We start from the raw sequence: 18,666 nt of genomic DNA on the forward strand, positions 1-18,666 counted from the left end.
TAGATTCAAATGTACTCCTGCTGTCGCATCGGAATTTCAATCCAGAACTCTGTACCAAATCCTGGACGGGAGTCACATTTAAAAACACCACCGTGTTTATCCACAATTATTTGGTAACTAATCGAAAGTCCTAAGCCAGTACCTTTACCAACTGGCTTGGTGGTGAAAAAAGGATCAAAGATACGATTAATAGTCTCTTGTGATATACCAGGGCCATTATCAGCAATTCTGATGACAACACTGGGTGTATTGCCAGAAATTTTACCCACAGCTGTTCTGATTGTAATTGTTGGGATATGAGTTTCTGAGATAGACTGCCTTTGCTGCTCTAGCGCATCGATCGCATTACTCAAAACATTCATAAAAACTTGATTCATTTGCCCGGCATAGCACTCAACCAAAGGTAAGTCACTGTATTGTTTAATTACCTGAATAGCACAGCCCTCTGGTTTAGCTTTGAGGCGATATTGTAAAATCAGCAGTGTATTGTCAATACCCTCGTGAATATCAACAGGCTTCATATCCGCTTGGTCAAGCCTGGAAAAATTTCGTAAAGACAAGACAATTTGACGGATGCGTTCAGTACCTATCTGCATGGAATTCAGCATTTTCGGCAAATCGTCAATTATAAAATCTAAGTCAATTTCTTCTGCTCGTTCCCGAATTTCTGGATTGAGATCATGGTAGTGCTGCTCGTAAAGAGCCAGCATATCTAGTAAATCTCTGGCATAGTCATTAACATAGTTGAGATTGCCATGTATGAAATTCACAGGGTTGTTAATTTCGTGGGCCACACCCGCCACTAGTTGACCAAGCGAAGACATTTTTTCGCTTTGAATCAACTGAGTTTGCATTTGTTGTAAGTCATGTAGTGCTTCAGCTAATTGTTCTGCTTGTAACCTGGTTTGACTAAGTAAATCAGCTTGCTCAATTGCCACACTCAGCTGGGCTGCAACTTGAGTAGTAAACTGAATTTCTGATGGTTGCCATTGCCGAGGTTGACTACACTGGTGAATGCAGAGTAAGCCCCAAAGTTGGTCGCCTTTGGATAAGGGTACAACTAAGTTAGCTCTAATCTGAAATTGTGCCAGAACTTGAAGGTGACACTCTTGTAATCCAGCGTTGTAGATGTCAGCTACTGCTTGAATTCGTCCTTGGGCATAATGGATGGCATACTGTTCGCCAAAGCAGTGATCGTGAATTTTGGCACCTAAAGCAGAAGGAAAATCTGGCAACACGTCTTCTGAAACGAACTCGCCATCACTAAAATTGGAATCGAAAGCAAAGTGAAATATCCCTACTCGATCAGCATTCAAACAACGCCGCACTTCCCGCACACTGGCAGCAAAAATGTTATTTAGATCCAGCGATTCCCGCATTTTTGCAACAACTTCAAACAAAATTCGTTGTTGTTCTGCTGACTGTTGCAAGTCTAAAGCTTGCTGCCGTGTTTGCGCGAGTAGTTCTGCTTGCTGGAGTGCTACCCCTAATTGGACAGCAATCTGGCTCAGAAAGTTAATTTCATAGGTTTGCCAATGCCGGGGTTTGGTATGCTGATAAGCTGCGAGTAAACCCCAAAGTTTGTCCCCAACAAAAATAGGAGCAAGTATAAAAGCTTTAATCTTGTAATGCTCTAAATTTTCCAGATGACACTGCTCAAACCCCATTTGATATATATCATCGACAGCAAATGTTTGATTGTGGCGATAGCGTCCCCCTTGTGTTTCTTGTAGATAAGTATCGTTCCAAACTAGATTCACGCCTAATTTAGAGACATTTGACAAGTTGGGATTAATAGCCTCGAAATCACCAACAAATTCACCACCCCATTCAGAATCGAAGCGATAAACTGAAACACGTTCAGCTTGTAACAGCTCGCAAGCTTCTTTAGTGGTGGTTTGAAAAATAGTGTTGGCTTCGAGAGACTCACGAATCTTGGTAATGACGCCAAATACAGCCTGTTGTTGTTCAGTTGCTTGTTCCAGTTGCTGCGTGCGCTGCTGGACTTGCTTTTCTAGGTTGGTATTGAAACTTTGTATTTGTTGGTACAACCTGTATTGCTGAATCGCTGAGGCAAATTGTTTACCAATTTCCCTAGCCAATTCAATTTCTGCCAATGTCCACTTGTGAGCTTGTGCTTTTTTAGACTCGCGCCAGACCTCAAACGATAGGCGAGGATATTGTTGCCGACTATCCGGATCAAATTGTCCTGCCCAAAGTTTTTCTGTGTCTATTTCATTGCGGAAAATACTTAAATAACCTAGTAACTGCTGACGATATTGCAGCGGTATCATCAACATGCTACGAATTTTAGTTGCTGCAAAAGCTGGTTGCAAGGTACGTAAGCCTGGAGTTTCATAAATATCTGAAATTCCCCATACATCATATTCACCAGACTTGTAATATTCTTGCCAGACACTATACTGTTCTAGGAATGGGTATACGGTTTGTTCTGGAATCGCAGGCTGTTGTCCGTAGGTATAAAGCTTGACACAGTCATTTCCAGGTATTAAACACTCATTTAAGCTTCTGGTGTTGCTGCTGTGAAAATTTGAGGGATCATCTCTCACACAAAGCCTACCACCAGCACCACCAAAGGCAGTAACTGCCGTTTCTAAGGCTGGCTGTAATGCGATCGCAGGTAGTGAATGCAATAAGGTAGCAATGCGGTTGACAATGCTTTCCCTTTCGGCTTGGGTACGAGCTTGAGTCAGCAGATCACTGTGAGCGATCGCCACTGACAGCTGTTCAACCACCATTTGCAACACTTCAATTTCATATTCATTCACCGAACGTGACAGGGAATGATGAGAAACCAATAAGCCCCAAAGTTGATCTTGATGGATAATTGGCACTACAATACTCGATTTCACCCCCATCGCCTTTAGGTACTCTATATGACAAGGATCTACAGGACGGTAGTGGATATCCTCGGATAAAACCTCACCAGTGTCCAAGTCACGCACTATACTTTGACCAATTTGCTGATGATCCAGATCAATAACTGATCGTACTCGTGACTTGATAAACAACTCCCGAGCATCTGGCGGAATATCATCTGCTGGAAAGTTTAACCCCAGCAGTGATGGCAAATTATGATCATTTATTGACTCAGCAATCACCTGACCGCTTTCATCATCATGAAACTTGTAAATCATAACTCGATCCGTACCGAGAAATGAGCGTACTTCGGCCACTGTTGTTGTCAGAATTTCTTGTAATTTTAATGAGCGGCGAATGCGGTTAGTAAGGCGACGCAACAAGTCTTTTTGCTGAAGATTTGCTTGCAGGTTTTGTTCCTGAGATAAAGTCATTTTTTTATCAAAAAATATCAGCAGAATAATTGACGCCATTACCTACAAGGGTGGCGAGCCGGATGCAAAAATTAAAAGTGCTTTTGTTTAAAGCTTTTTATTTCAACTCACATGCAGTACTGCTGTACGGCGAAAATAAGTAGAGAGTAAAAAAGCAGTCAAAATGCTTGTTTGATAAGCATAATTTTTTGCTTTTTGCATGTTTGTTCTCATGCATGAGCAGTAAATATAAACTATTTTTCGATTTATTTAATAATTTTGTCTTCAGTAAAAGTACTAGTAAGTTGATTAAATAATCTATATAGTTCAATTTATCTAACTTTAACAACTGTAAAGAAACTCAATTCAAGTATGTGGTAAATAAAACTCGCAGCGATCGCAACAATACATAGCATTAACAGACAAGATCCCCAACTTCTCCAAGAAGTCGGGGATCTGTTCTTTGTAATTTTCACTTTTGCAGATAGGATTGCTATATGAATAACTACAAAGAAAGTTACTTAGTCTTAATTTTTACAATAATTCCTTAATCTTTCTATATAAAAATAATAAAAATAAATTTTTATGGTAGATGCTAATTTTGATATTTCAATTCATTTCCCCTGCTGAAATTTGGTAATATCTCATCTCAAAAACCGTCAAAGTAGTAAATTTTTAGGTTTTCCAGAGTAAAGCATAGCCAAACTTCAAATTTTTACTTCAGTTATGGTCTTTCTTCGAGATCGGGATCGTATCCGGTGAATGTCAATGACTTCCGCATCTTTTCAACAACTTTGATCAAGAACTGCTTTTGTTGCCCTGTAGCTTGCAAATCATCCAGTGCCTTTCGCAAATCAGCAGCCTGTTGTTGTGTTTTTGCCAGTAATTCAACTTGCTGAAGTGCTACCCCAAGTTGGGCTGCTATTTGAGTTAGGAATTTAATATCAGATGAATCCCAGTAACGGGGCGCTGAATGTTGATAAGCAGCTAGCAAACCCCAGAGTTTTTGACCAACAAAAATAGGAGCGATCGCAAAAGCTTTGATGTGAAATTGCTCCAAGATGTCGACATGACAGGGAGCAAATTCCATCTGATAAATATCATCGACGGCGAATGTTTGATTGTGGCGATAGCGTCCCCCTTGTGTTTCTTGTAGATAAGTATCGTTCCAAACCGTATTGACACCGAGTTTGGATAAATGTGACCATTCTGGATTAGCCACCTCAAAATCACCGACAAATTCACCACCCCAATCACTGTTGAAACGATAAACACTGACACGCTCCGCTTGCAGTAATTGAGAAACTTCTTGGCTAGTGGTTTTAAAAATTGTCTCTACATCGAGAGAATCTCGGATTTTGGCAATCACCTCTGAAAGCGCCTGTTGTTTTTTTGTTGACTGTTCTAACTTGGTAGCGTCTTGTTGGACTTGAGTTCTGGCATTGGTAACAAGCATCCGTATTTGTTGAAATTGCTCGTTTTCGTGAATTGCAAAGGCAAATTGTTGACCTAATTCTCTAGCTAATTCTACTTCGTCGATATTCCACTCCCAAGCTTGGGCTGTTTTCGATTCTTGCCAAACCTCAAACGATTGACGGGGATATAATTGGCGTTCGTCAGAGTCAAACTCACCCGCCCAGAGAATTTTTGTTTCAATTTCATCCCGAAAAATACTTAAATACCCCAGCAATTCTTGACGATAATGGAGTGGAATCATTAACATGCTGCGAATTTTGGTTGGTCGAAAAGCAACTTGCAGATTTCGCAAACCAGGAATTTTATACACATCTGAAATTGCCCAAATATTGTATTTACCAGACTTGTATCGCTCCTGCCAAACACTATATTGTTCGATCAGTTTGTACTTTGCCTGCTGTGGGATTACAGGTTGTTTGCCATAGGCATAAACCTTGATATGCTCGCTATCAAGTTGCAAGCAATCTGCAAAACTTTCCATCACGAGTTGATTTTTTATGCAAAGCCTACCACCAGAACCACCAAGGGCAGCAATCGTTTCTGCTAAAGCTGACTGATACTCAATTGTGGGCAATGAATGCAGCAGGATCGCGATACGTTTGATAGTGGCTTCCCTTTTGGCTTTTTCACTAGCTTGGGTGAGGAGAGTACTTTGGGCGATCGCTAAGGAAAGCTGATCGGACACCATCTGCACCACTTCTAGTTCTGATTCTGAAATTGAACGAGATTCGGTATGGTGAGATACCAACAATCCCCAAAGTTGATCGTGATGCATAATCGGTACTACGAGAGAGGACTTAACCCCCATTGCAGTTAGATATTCCACGTGACAGGGATCTACTGGGCGATAGTAATTCTCTTGGGAAGATGTTTCTTCGTCTTCTAAATCCTCAGATAGGGGAATGCGGCCGATTTGTTGAGTATCAACATTCACTATCGAACGTACCCGTAACTTGATAAAAAGTTCTCGGGCTTCAGGCGGAATGTCATCTGCTGGAAAATTGAGTCCTAGTAGCGAAGGTAACTTGTTACTATCCACAGATTCAGCTACAACTTGACCGCTTTGATCCGGATGAAATTTGTAAATCTTTACGCGATCACTTCCAAGAAACGAACGTAATTCTGCCACCGTTGTTGTGAAAACGTCTTGCAGTTCTGACGATAAACGAATACGGTTGGCAATGCGAAGCCGCAGAGTTTCTGCTTTGATAGTCACCTGCATATATTCCAAGAAAACGTGATATTACTTATAATTAAGATAAGATTATGTATCACATTTAAGAACATAATTACATTAATTAATTTAAGTTTTTATTTATACGATTTTTTGGGGATACCACCTGGTTATTTCCCCACTATGTTATTTAATTACCCATCAAAAATTGTAAACAGGAAAACGTATGAAATAATACTTAACCTTTTTGCTTCTTGCTACGGTCTCTACCACAAAAAGGCGACATGCACTAGTGATTAGTACTTTGTTATTCGCAAGTATTAACTACCAACTATATACCACCTAATAGCTACTAATAACTAAAATATAAGCAGCATAGAATTAGTATGTTATTTGCTTGCTACTTGAGAATTGTCGATAATGTCGTTAGACAAAATTAAATTTACTGTTTGAGGCAGGCAATAGGAACTCTTGCAATCAAGGAACAATGGGGTCAATCTAAAACCCAAAATCTAAAATCCTGTTAGGGTATAAGGTGGGCAGTACCCACCCCAAAAAATTAAGTATTTCCAGCCTCAGCAAAGCGAATTTTTAAATAATCTTCTTCCATTTTCGCTCCGGCTGGTTGCAGTGCTGCTAATGCTTGCGGTAAGACCAAATTACGGCGATGATTGCCAATAGTAATATTTAACTCATCACCTGTTTTACTAAGTTGAATTTGGTTTTTAGGAATACCAGGTAAATACAATTCCAAACTGTATTGATTTTTATCTTGCACAACTCTGATTGTGTTCTCTTTATAATAAACCTGAGTTGGATCTTCGTCTTGGTAAAGTGTCTGTTTGAGACGTTCTAGTGCTGCTAAACCGCACATTTCTTCTGAGAAAAGAGGTACTTCTTTCACAGGTAAGGGATGGAAATTTTCGTGAATCTCCTGACGATATTGCTGTTGATTCTCTTTCCAGCGTTGGAAAAATGAGTCTTGGACTTCGTCGGGAATAATGCGATTAGCAATAACTAAATCTGTGGCGACATTATATAAACTCAGATAGGCATGGGCGCGGAGAGATTCTTTAATCACCATTTTTTCTGGGTTGGTGACGAGACGCACTGAGGTTTGATTATTGTCAGTTAAGACTTTTTCTAATGCTTCGATTTGTTGGTAGAACTCATAAGGTGCATCCATCACCTCTTTATCTGGTAAAGAAAAACCCGCGATCGGTTTAAACAGAGGTTCAACCAAAGGTCTAAGGGCAACAGAAATATTTTGAAACGGTTTGTAAAAACGGCGCATATACCAACCACTGACCTCTGGTAAACTCAGCAGCCGTAATGCTGTACCAGTCGGGGCAGAGTCGATAATCAAAACATCAAAATCGCCTTCATCGTAATGGCGTTTCATTCGTACCAAGCCAAAAATCTCATCCATGCCTGGTAAAATAGCCAATTCTTCCGCTTGTACCCCATCTAAACCCCGCGCCTGCAAAACTTGAGTAATATAGCGCTTGACAGCACCCCAGTTTCCCTCTAATTCTTGTAGCGCATCTAGTTCCGCACCCCACAAGTTGGGGCGAATGAGGCGGGGGGCGTGTTCTAGTTCCAAATCAAAACTATCTGCCAAAGAGTGGGCGGGGTCTGTACTCAAAACCAGGGTACGATAACCAAGTTCTGCACAACGCAGTCCAGTGGCGGCGGCCACGGAAGTTTTACCTACACCGCCTTTTCCAGTCAGTAAAATTACGCGCATGGATGATTCTGTCTTGTCTGAGAAGTATTTACATTTATTTACATTATCGATTTTTTAGCAGAGAAATGCTGTTTGATTACATCTAGACGCGAACAATTCCAATAATCTATGTGAGAAATGATCAAACCGTCACAGTTGAGTCGCAATTCACTCCAACCAGGGATAGAAATACGCGGTTTCCAGGGCAGGGGACTATTCCAACTGAGTGTCCACTTGGTTTTAATAGTGTCTCCTTCTTTTTGGATATCATGCAAATCCATTTTGGGATTTAAAAAAAAAGTCTCAATGAATTTGATCATCAGCTTGTATAGCTGAATACCCCTAAATTTAAATACTTTGTCTTGAAAATAAACGTTTTCAGCGTAGATGCTGTAAGTTTGATTAGCTGGAAATCTTTGATAGTCCTCTTTGAGGATTTGCATAATATCCATAAAAAAGATTGGGGATCAGGGATAGGTGATCGGGAATTGGAATAGAACCTCTTAGTATTAGAGTAGATAAAAAATCAATAATTTGTAATCCACTTTCTATATCCACTCAGTGGCAATAGCTCAAAATTAATTAGTCTTTGACTCTCAAAATTTCATAATTCATAATTCATAATTTTTATGACTATTGAACGCATACCCCCACCAAACTACCCCAGAGTTGAATTTGGGCGACGAATTATGGCATTTGGGATTGATTTTTTGATTGTTTGGTTAGTTAGTTCTCTATTGGGAACTAGTGCGCTTGGTATTCAATTTCTCCAGATATTTGTTTTTGCGATCGCTTGGTTGGTGTTACGAGTGGTAGTAGTGTATAACAACCAAGGGCAAAGTTTGGGGCGTTATGCCTTAGATATGAGAGTACTGGAAGTCGAACGAGGAAGAGTACCAGATTTACAGACTCTGTTGAAACGAGAGGCGATCATTGGTTTGGGGGCGCTTTTACTTGCGATCGCCTTAAGCAATATTATCCGCAATCCCACTGCTATACTGCTAATACTTCCCCTAGCCATAGATTGTGGTACAGCTGTATCTGATACCCAACTGCGGCAAGCTTTGCATGATCGCTATGCTAGGACTATAATCGTCTCGGCAAGACGTGGCTATTCGCTAGATATAAAAGTCAAGCGAATGCTTGAAACTTTGCAGCGAAATGTGCGAAGATAGATATTTGTGTTAATTATTCTCAGGCTTAATTGTTTGTAAAGTTATGGCTAAGGCTAAAGGTGTCCGAATTATAGTGACACTGGAATGTACGGAATGTCGTACAAATCCAGATAAACGCTCTCCAGGTGTTTCGCGTTATACCTCGACTAAGAATCGTCGTAACACCACAAATCGTCTAGAACTCAAAAAGTTCTGCCCCCACTGCAACAAACATACTGTTCACAAGGAAATTAAATAGACAACCATGAGTTATTACCGTCGTCGTTTGTCTCCGATTAAGCCGGGAGAACCAATTGACTATAAAGATGTAGACTTGCTGCGTAAATTTATCACTGAGCGCGGTAAAATATTGCCCCGTCGCATTACCGGACTGACCTCTCAGCAACAGCGAGCGTTAACATTAGCGATTAAACGCGCTAGAATTTTGGCTTTATTGCCGTTTATCAACGCAGAAGGCTAAATAGATTGTGGATTTTGCGAAAAGTTTGATCGCCGCAAGCCGGCGCTCAAAGCTTTTCAAGACGGATTTGAGACGAATAAGCTAAGTTTATGTAGCATTGCGCTTGGCGTTTGTGAGTCCAAAATCTAAAATCTAGAAAAGTTTAAGTGTAAGATCGGCTTATCAAGCTTAAAATTATTCAGATTTGGGATTTAATAGCAAGTTATTTCATCCAAAATCTAAAATCTAAAATATTTTATTCAGTGCGAGGCTTGTGGAGAAGGGGACGCTAGTTGAATTTAGACTTCAAGGCGATCGCCGTTTGGGTGTGGTAGATCGTCCAGACGGCAAAACCCGTTGGTTCATAGTCGATGAACGGGGTCAATCTCACAGTCTCGCGCCTAGACAAATCACCTATACAGTTACCGGACAAACTTATAAATCCTCACAAATTTCTAGTTTTCTTGAAGAAGTAAAGCCTTACTTAGATCCATCAAGCTTAGAAGTAGCTTGGGAACTGCTAGTAGAGGATGGGGAAGCAGTAACGCCAGAAGTAATGGCAAGCTTACTGTTTTCGGAATCACAACCACCTCAGTGTTATGCTGCTTACTGGTTGCTATCAGAAGATAAAATCTATTTCAAGCAAAAGGGAGACTCTTACGAACCCCGCACAGCCGCCCAAGTAGCAGAACGCAAACACCAAATAGAAATAGAAGCACTAAAAGCAAAAGGACAGCAAGAATTTTTGGCTCGTGTAGAGCAAGCACTCAAAGGTGAAGCAGTCGAGTGGCAAAGACATGACCGCCACCGCTTAGAAGCTTTAGAAAAATATGCAGCACTGCTTGCCGACATAGTGCGTGTAGGGCTAAATTATGACTCTCTGGCTCGTGCCTATCCGCCGCCAGCACCAGTCCTGGAAACGATGAACATGCTAGGACGTTCTGCAACCCCCCAAGGAGCCTTTCAATTATTGGTAGACTTGGGTTGGTGGAGTCCTCATGAAAACTTATTTCTGCGTCGTTCCTCAATTCCAGTTCAATTTCCTACAAAGGTACTAGAAGTGTCGCAACAGCGATTGCAATCACCACCGCCAGATCCAGATGCTAACCGCCTGGATCTGACCTACCTCAAAGTGTACACAATTGATGATGAAAGTACTACCGAGATAGACGATGGTCTGAGTTGGGAGCAACTTCCAGATGGGCGGGAAAGATTATGGGTGCATATCGCTGATCCAACACGATTTTTGATGCCAGAAGATGAGTTAGACCTAGAAGCCAGAAAGCGGGGTAGTACAGTTTATTTGCCAACGGGTATGGTTCCCATGTTTCCAGAAATATTGGCAACTGGGCCCATGAGTTTGGTGCAAGGACAGGTTTGTTGTGCCCTCAGCTTTGGAATTATATTGGATGCATCTGGCGCAGTAGAAGATTACAGCATTCATGCCAGTTTAATTAAACCTACCTATCGCCTTACCTACGAAGATGTAGACGAAATGCTGGATTTGGACGTGCAAGCGGAACCCGAAATTGCCGCCATAGCCAGATGGGCAAACAAGCGTAAAGCCTGGCGCTATGCCCAAGGAGCCATCAGCATCAATATGCCAGAGGCGATGATTAAAGTCAAAGAAGACGACATCAACATCTATGTTTTAGATGACTCTCCCTCCAGACAACTAGTAGCTGAGATGATGATACTTGCTGGTGAAGTTGCTGCGCGTTATGGTCAAACTCATCAAATTCCTCTGCCTTTTCGTGGTCAGCCGCAACCAGAATTACCCCCCGAACAAGAATTACTCCAACTACCAGCAGGTTTCGTCCGTGCCTGTGCCATGCGTCGCTGTATGCCTAAGAGTGAAATGAGCATTACACCAGTACGCCATGCTGGTTTAGGCTTGGCTACCTACACTCAAGCGACCTCTCCCATCCGCCGCTACAGCGACTTGCTTACCCACTTTCAGCTCAAAGCACATCTGCGGGGCGATGTTCCACCCTTTTCCGCCGAACAACTCAAAGAAGTGATGATGACCGTTAGTACCATCACCCAAGAAGTCACAATGGTGGAACGGCAGACAAACCGCTATTGGGCATTAGAATACTTGCGCCGTTGCACGGATAAAGTTTGGCAGGCAACAGTATTAATGTGGTTGAGAGAAGATAGCGGTTTAGCGCTAATTCTTTTGGAAGATTTGGGTTTGCAGTTACCAATGTCTTTCCGACGTGCTTTGAAGTTGGGTGAACAGGTTTTAGTGAAAGTTTCCCACGCCGACCCACAAAAAGACGTGATTCAATTTCAGGAAGTAATTTACCAAGAAGCGTGAAGTCACAAAGACTAGAGTATCAATTCAGTATGCACAAACTCATGGAATGAAAATTTCAGGTTAACAAGTAGGTGGACGTAATTAAATATATAAATTTGGGGCTAATAACCAAAACCCACTTTCACAATTATCAGTTGTCAATAACTGTTAACTGATAAGTGATAACTGAATTTGCGGGCGAGTGATTGTTTAGTCTGACAATATTTATCGAACTCACGTTAATTGAGTCTTTCTAGTGAAGTTAAGTAATAAATAATAAACTTAAGTGGATATTGTCCCCCCAGCTTGAAAAACCTGTTGAGCAGTAAGATTTAGTTCTGGGAATATTGGTGATACGATGCGCTCATAAAAGCGAAACTGATTAATTTGATATTCACCTTCAACCAAAGCGTAAACAGAGATTGTTGGTTGCTTAGGGTTGCCAATAAACCGTCTGCCTCCTAAAGCTGCATAATCCACAACCCAGTATTCTTCAATGCCCATAACCTCATAATCAGCCACTTTTTTTAGGTAATCGTCACGCCAATTAGTACTAACAACTTCAACGACTAAGGGAATGGATTTAGCTTGACTAACAGTTGATTCTTTTTTCCAAAGTGGTTCATTTACTAAGTTAGGACGATTTAATATCACCACATCTGGCAAGTAAGCTGATTCACTCTCAAGTGGTTTGACGAATGCTGTTTTAGGGATGAAATAAGGAAGATTTAAGCGACTATATTCTAAAGTGAATTTTGTAGCTAAAAATCCAACAACCTCTTCATGGTCGCCTGTAGGTGGGGGCATCTCAATAATTACTCCGTCATGCAGTTCATATCGGCTTTGTGAGTTTTCTGGATACCAAGCAACGAATTCATTGAATGTAAGTAGTTTGCGTGAGGCTTGAGTCATAGCTTTTCTCAAAGCAAAAATTAGTAGATGTCTTATTTTGAAAAAGTTCTAAATAATTGCATATTACTCATTGAGTAATACAAATGAACTTAAAAAAGACAATCAAAATCAGGATTTAGGCAAACAATAGCCGAAACTCTAATTTTCAGGTAGGGGCAATTCATGAGTTGCCCCTACAGCGTTTAGTTTTGCGTAGTTCCTAAAAGTGATAAAATAAATTAATTTACAATTAACCAATAAAAACCTTATTGGGAGTACAAACAATAAAGTTTTAATACATCTAGGCAATTTTTGCAAAGATGCGTTATCATTTTTTTTTCTCCAAAAAAATCCCCTAGCAACCGACAGTCAACTAGGGGTGTTTGTTATCAGGGTGCATCTACCATTACTATGTTCTAAGACAAACCAATATGCTCCGGATAATTTTGTGCAAATTCTTGGCTACATGTTTGTTTTTGCACAGAAAAAAATCCCCTAGCAACCGACAGTTAACTAGGGGAGCGAGTTATCAGGGTGCATCTACCATTACTATGTTCTCAGATAAACCAGTGTGCTCCGGATAATTTTGTGCAAATTCTTGGCTACATGTTTGTTTTTGCACAGAAAAAAATCCCCCGATAGCCTATAGCTAGCAAGGGGAGTTTGTTATCAGGGTGCATCTACCATCACTATGTTCTCAGATAAACCAGTATGCTCCGGATAAAATTGCGAAAATGGGATTAAAAAGTTATGAAAAACAACAAAAAATCCCTCAGTAGCCAATTACCAACAAGGGGAGTGAGTTATCAGATTCCATCTACCAGTCATCTCTATAATGCTTCGGTTAATGGGTAAGGGGAATTCATGGGTTTCTCTATGTCCTTTAACCCAATTCCAGTAAATTTTTCCTGATCAACACTCTTAGGCAAGAGTATGCTCTTGCGAACTGTATTGCTAGTCATCTACCAGCCATCTACCAATCTTTGTGTTTTAGAGCAAAACAGTTAGTATAGTCTGGATGCATTTACCAATGATTCTAGGGATATAAAGGTATGAGACTAAAGCTAAAATCTTCCACTTTTGGTAAGGGATTAGTTAGACCCATACCCATACACCCTGATTTAGTAGGAAACTGGGTGATCAAAATAAAAAACCCTAGTGCTTGATAGCCAACTAGGGAAGCCGAGTTACCAGGGTATATCTACCAATTCAAAATTCTAGTTGCCAATCTTATCATCAGGATAGTTTATTTGACTTTTCACGGTATGTAGAAACCTTAGGAATGGGAAATAGTTCAGGGGAAACTTGTGATCTCTACTCTGTATTGGGATTAGGGATCATAAGCAGGGGTAAAGATAGCTGTGATCGGACTTACAGATGAAGACGAAAAATCAAGGCTTTAGGCAAGGGGTGCTGTTCGGTTAGGGGTATAAGGGTGTAGGTAGGTGTTCAAAACCCTTACACCCTTCCAAAACTGCATAGTCTTATCGCATAAGTCTTGTGTGAGCTTCTTTTCCCTTTTCCCCTTCCCTAACATCAGTTTTCAGACATTCCGTGAAAAGTAAGGATAAATTTTTGGTGCATTGGGGACGTTTTTCTGGTAAGGATAGAAAAACCCCCCAGCATGTATTAGCCAAGCAGGGGAGTTAAAGATCAAGGTGCATCTACCAATAAGAATGTTCTAGGCACAGCCGATAAAATCCGGATTAAAGTTGTAGAAGTTGCAAGAGCAGCAAAACAACTGCAATCAGAAACATCTTGGTGACAAGATGCATCTAAATGTATCAGAAACGAAATATCACTTGTAAATGAATCGCGTTTCAAATCGGCTCGTAGGAGGCAAACAGGAGAAGTTGTGACCCAGGAATTTCAAATTTCCGTAACCCCTGTAGGGCAAAACGACTACTTGGTGCGGACGGAAAGAGTCGCGCAGGGAGTGCCGTTGGCAGAAGAACTGGTGACTTGGCCTGTAGCTGATTGGTTGACAGCTGCTGGACATTTGATGAATGACCCATTGAAGTTAGTGTTACAGGGGGATGCGATCGCCAGAAACTCTGTCAACTTAGCAGCATTGGGTCGGGACTTTTACGATAAATTGTTTAAAGGCACCCTCAGAGATAGTTGGATGGCCGCCCAAGGTATCGCCCAAAATCGCCAAGGGGTATTGCGCCTACGTTTGGGATTAAAAGATAATCGGTTAGCGCGTTTGCCTTGGGAAGTGATGCACGCAGGCGATCGCCCCATAGCCACAGGCCCATACATTGCTTTTTCTCGCTTCCACTCTGGAATTAATGGGGCATCTCGTCTACCATCAATGCCTACACCGCCTGAAGAAGGTGGCATCAGAGTATTGATGGTAGTTGCTTCTCCCAATGATCGAACCCGTTTAAATTTACTGAAACAAGAAGCTGAAGAACTACAAGCGGAACTACATCGCCAATCACCACGCTTCTCGGAAACTGGGGCTTATCTGCCAGGTATTGAACTAACTTTGTTGGAACAGCCAGGTAGGGAGGAATTAACACAAGCCCTGGAACAAAGACGCTATCACATCCTGCACTACTCTGGTCATAGTAACTTAGGCCCCAATGGCGGTGAAATTTATCTTGTCAGTGGTAGAACAGGCCTTACCGAGACATTAAGTGGAGACGACTTAGCAGGCTTACTCGTCAATAACAATATTCAAATGGCTGTGTTTAACTCCTGTTTGGGGGCATACGCGGCTACTTCTGACCCCACCCAAGAAACAGGCGAACGTAATCTTACCGAAAGCTTAGTAAAGCGGGGTATCAGGAGTGTTTTAGCCATGTCAGAACGCATTCCTGATGAAGTCGCGCTGACATTAACACAGTTATTTTACCGTAACCTTGCTCAAGGATATCCTGTAGATTTGTGTGTGAGCCGAGTACGGCAAGGCTTAATCTCTGCCTATGGATCGCATCAGATGTACTGGGCTTTGCCTATTTTGTATCTTGATAAAGATTTTAATGGTTATCTCGGGCCGGAAACTGATGTACCCCAAACGGCAAAATTGCTCAACGAGTATGATCCGGCCTTGGGGGGAACAGCAGCACTCTACCCAGCTACGACAGATAATACCGATCTGTCTTTGCCAATGGATAATATGGTTGCCTCTGGTCTGACACAAGACTCTGCGGAGTTAGACTGGTTAGGCGAAGAAACCTGGGGTGATTTGGTAGATGAAATTGAGTATGACGACCCAACCTATGCCCAGGATTCATCTGTAGTCGCAGGTATATTTGGTGAACTAGGCAATTCCACAGATGCTAACGAGCAAACCTCCATGAAAGCCGAACTCATAGGGCAGGATGGAGAAGATAGTATTGATGACACAGACAGTGAAAATCTCGCTGCATTGTTGGGAGAATTTGCACCACAAATAGCGCCAAATAGACAAATTGCACCAGCAAGTGATGAAGTCGCTGTTGATGATAGCTTAAGTGCAGATTGGCAAAGTACTTTTGCTTCTTCTTATATTACCCCATCTGAGAAAGCTGCCTATAGACGACGCGCTCGACGTCAGTTGTTGTCTATAGTTGGATTTGTGGGAGTGAGTGCGATCGCAGTATTTGTAGGCATAAATTGGTGGCAGCAACGAAACTCAACTCTATCTGACATACCATCAATATCCACCGAGTCTAAATCTAGCCAAAATCTGTCACCGACTAGTATCAAAACAGAGGCAACCGGAATAGTCACCGCCTATGCTACCGATAAACTCAGCAAAGGTGACTTACAGAATGGACTATTAGCTGTAGAGGCACTTCTTGATCGTAATGCCTTAGATAACGCGAAAACAGCCCTTGATCTTGTTCCTGCCAATCAGTTAGATAACTCATTTGTCAACTTTTTAAAAGGACGGTTAGCATGGCAGTTTGTCCAAATCAAAGACGCTAGATATAGTGTCGATGATGCCCGGCGTTTTTGGGAAAATGCTGTAAAAACAGAACCCAATTCGCTTTTATATTCTAATGCATTAGGTTTTGCTTACTACGCAGAAGGCAATCTCAATCGTGCCAACGACTCTTGGTTTAAAGCATTGAACGCAGCTGTTAAACAGAATACATCAGCTAGTAATATAGTAGTCAAAGCAAAACAAGAAACTCATGATACTTTAACAGCGTATGCAGGCTTAGCCATTGGATTATACAAAGCTGCACGTAATCAGCCAGATTCTAAACGAGATCAATATCTTAATGAAGCAGTAAAACTGCGGCAAATGGTAGTCAAAGATGATCCTACCAGTTTTCAAAAAAATCAATTAGCTAACAATTGGATGTGGTCAGAAGAAGCAATTAAAGATTGGGAATCTCTTCTACAAATCAAGATTGGATCTCAATAATCTACTAACTTCTCACACCGCACCGCTACTGGCAGCGATCGCATGAGTCTACAGTTAAATAAAGTCCCTAACTTATTTATTTGTCTTGCTATTTTGAGTGGGATAGCTAGCGGTATGCAGCAGATAACTATTGCATCAAGTTTAGCTGTAAATCAAAAGCAAGCAATAACTCCTTCATTAAAGCAAAAGCAAGTGTCAAACCAGCTATTTCGTATTGTCCAGAATGGCAAGTATGGCTTTATGGATGAAACTGGTAAGATAGTTATTAAACCGCAGTTTGATTTAGCCTGGAACTTTATTGATGGTTTGGCACAAATAAAAATTGATGACAATTATGGTTATATTGATCAAAGTGGAAAACAGATAGTTTCACCAAAATTTCGTTTAGCTTTTTCTTTTTCTAACGGCTTAGCATTAGTAGTAGATGACTATAAATATGGCTATATAGATACATCTGGTCAAATAGTTATTCAACCACAGTATGAAGAAGCTTTAGCATTCAAAAATGGATTAGCGGCAGTTAAAATTAATGACCAATGGGGCTATATCAATAAAACTGGCAAGATTGTAATTCAGCCAAAATATCAGCAAGGATTACACTTCAATGAAGGGTTAGCAGCAGTTGAAGTTGATGGGAAATGGGGATATATAAATTCTAGTGGTCAAATAGTTATTCAACCGCGCTTTGATGAAACTATAGGTTTTTCTCAAGGTTTAGCAGCAGTTAAAGTTGCTAATAAATATGGTTATATCGATAAAACTGGCAAGCTTGCTATCCAGCCACAATTTGAGCAAGCCTGGGAATTCAAAGAAGGACTAGCAGTTGTTCAAATTGCTGATAAGTGGGGATACATAGGTTCCAATGGACGAATGATCATTGCACCTAAATTTGAACGAGTAACAGATTTTTCAGAAGGCTTAGCTGCTGTGAAGATTCAAGAAAAGTATGGCTATATTGACTCACGTGGAAAGATGGTAATTGCACCGCAATTTGATTTAGGATTGAGTTTTAAAGATGGGTTGGCATTAGTATATACAGGCGGCAAGGCTGGCTATATTAATAAGCAGGGACAATTTGTTTGGCAGCAGACAAATTGAGCTATATAAGGTTATTTCACGATACACTCGGGTCATCATTAGGTTTAAGCTGACGTAAAATCTGTTGAATTCGTTCTACCTTTTGGGGTTTATTTTGGGCTTTAAAAGCACTCAATGCTTTTTCTAAAGATGCGATCGCTTCATCTCGCTTACCAACTTCCCAAAGCGCTTGAGCTAAATTAGTCAGCGCATCTCCATAATTGGGATTAATTGCTAGTGCTTTATTGTATTCTGCGATCGCTTCTTGCCATTGTTCTTGACTGGCAAAAACAAGTCCCATACCATTGTGTGCAAGCGCGTATTTAGAATCTAAGCGAATTGCTTCTTGATATTGTTTAATTGCCTCGTCTTTTCTCTCCTGACGAAACAAGACATTACCTAACTGATAATAGCCAAAAGCATCTTTGGGATACTTCTTAATTAATTGACGTAAATTCTCTTCTGCACCAGCTAAATCACCTTGGCTAAATAAAGTATTTGCTGTTCTAATTAGTTGCGATCGCTCTTGCTGTCCACTGTCACTGCCGGAGAATTGCGCTAGTATTTGTTCCTGGGTGTGTTGTTTGGTAGTACCAGGATTGCGTACCTGTGCAACAGCAAACTCTGAGGTATTTGTGACGAGCAAAATACCCAGACTCAAGTAACAAGCAGTTTGAGCCAATCTTGGCTGAAAAGAATTTTTTGGCTTCATCACGCACTAAATTTTCTATTATTTAGGATTTATATCCATAT

11 protein-coding genes and 1 pseudogene are annotated in these 18,666 nt (G+C 41.0%); 6 read left to right on the forward strand and 6 right to left on the reverse strand.

From position 1 onward, the window contains the following. Positions 1 to 5: 5 nt before the first annotated feature. The 4 genes and pseudogenes from UYI_RS0123405 to UYI_RS0123425 form a co-directional block, all read right to left on the reverse strand. Positions 6 to 3,314 carry a GAF domain-containing protein gene (locus tag UYI_RS0123405; protein WP_016869105.1) on the reverse strand — a complete coding sequence of 1,103 codons (3,309 nt, stop codon included), beginning with the start codon at positions 3,312 to 3,314 and terminating at the stop codon, positions 6 to 8. A gap of 745 nt (positions 3,315 to 4,059) precedes the next feature. Beyond that, positions 4,060 to 5,991, reverse strand: a pseudogene (locus tag UYI_RS0123415) (GAF domain-containing protein); the annotation flags it as partial. 511 nt (positions 5,992 to 6,502) lie between these two features. Beyond that, positions 6,503 to 7,690, reverse strand: a complete 1,188-nt coding sequence (locus UYI_RS0123420; protein WP_016869108.1) for a TRC40/GET3/ArsA family transport-energizing ATPase — start codon at positions 7,688 to 7,690, stop codon at positions 6,503 to 6,505. A gap of 38 nt (positions 7,691 to 7,728) precedes the next feature. Next, entirely contained in the window at positions 7,729 to 8,121 is a 393-nt protein-coding gene (locus tag UYI_RS0123425) for a DUF2358 domain-containing protein (RefSeq protein ID WP_016869109.1), read from the reverse strand. 177 nt (positions 8,122 to 8,298) lie between these two features. Between UYI_RS0123425 and UYI_RS0123430 the strand changes: the two genes are divergently transcribed. The 4 genes from UYI_RS0123430 to UYI_RS0123440 all read left to right on the forward strand — a co-directional run bounded on the left by UYI_RS0123430 (position 8,299) and on the right by UYI_RS0123440 (position 11,603). Continuing rightward, positions 8,299 to 8,844, forward strand: a complete 546-nt coding sequence (locus UYI_RS0123430; RefSeq protein ID WP_016869110.1) for an RDD family protein — start codon at positions 8,299 to 8,301, stop codon at positions 8,842 to 8,844. A gap of 43 nt (positions 8,845 to 8,887) precedes the next feature. Further along, a complete protein-coding gene (gene rpmG / locus UYI_RS35200) occupies positions 8,888 to 9,082 on the forward strand; it encodes a 50S ribosomal protein L33 (RefSeq protein ID WP_009453780.1) in 195 nt (64 codons plus the stop codon). 6 nt (positions 9,083 to 9,088) lie between these two features. Beyond that, complete coding sequence (gene rpsR, locus UYI_RS0123435) at positions 9,089 to 9,304, forward strand: 30S ribosomal protein S18 (protein WP_009453779.1); 216 nt, start codon at positions 9,089 to 9,091, stop codon at positions 9,302 to 9,304. 253 nt (positions 9,305 to 9,557) lie between these two features. Further along, a complete protein-coding gene (locus UYI_RS0123440; protein ID WP_016869111.1) occupies positions 9,558 to 11,603 on the forward strand; it encodes a ribonuclease catalytic domain-containing protein in 2,046 nt (681 codons plus the stop codon). 261 nt (positions 11,604 to 11,864) lie between these two features. Here the strand turns inward: UYI_RS0123440 and UYI_RS0123445 are convergent, their stop codons facing one another. Beyond that, complete coding sequence (locus tag UYI_RS0123445) at positions 11,865 to 12,494, reverse strand: Uma2 family endonuclease (RefSeq protein ID WP_016869112.1); 630 nt, start codon at positions 12,492 to 12,494, stop codon at positions 11,865 to 11,867. Positions 12,495 to 14,328: 1,834 nt separating this feature from the next. Between UYI_RS0123445 and hetF the strand changes: the two genes are divergently transcribed. Beyond that, a complete protein-coding gene (gene hetF, locus UYI_RS0123450; RefSeq protein WP_016869113.1) occupies positions 14,329 to 16,836 on the forward strand; it encodes a cell division protein HetF in 2,508 nt (835 codons plus the stop codon). A gap of 42 nt (positions 16,837 to 16,878) precedes the next feature. Beyond that, on the forward strand, positions 16,879 to 17,934 hold the full coding sequence (locus tag UYI_RS0123455; RefSeq protein ID WP_016869114.1) for a WG repeat-containing protein: 1,056 nt from the start codon (positions 16,879 to 16,881) through the stop codon (positions 17,932 to 17,934). A gap of 16 nt (positions 17,935 to 17,950) precedes the next feature. On the opposite strand, the gene UYI_RS0123460 is transcribed toward UYI_RS0123455, so the two are convergent. After that, a complete protein-coding gene (locus tag UYI_RS0123460; RefSeq protein ID WP_016869115.1) occupies positions 17,951 to 18,625 on the reverse strand; it encodes a tetratricopeptide repeat protein in 675 nt (224 codons plus the stop codon). Positions 18,626 to 18,666: the final 41 nt, after the last annotated feature.

It is taken from the genome of Fischerella muscicola PCC 7414 (assembly GCF_000317205.1).
Taxonomy (GTDB): Bacteria; Cyanobacteriota; Cyanobacteriia; order Cyanobacteriales; family Nostocaceae; genus Fischerella; species Fischerella muscicola.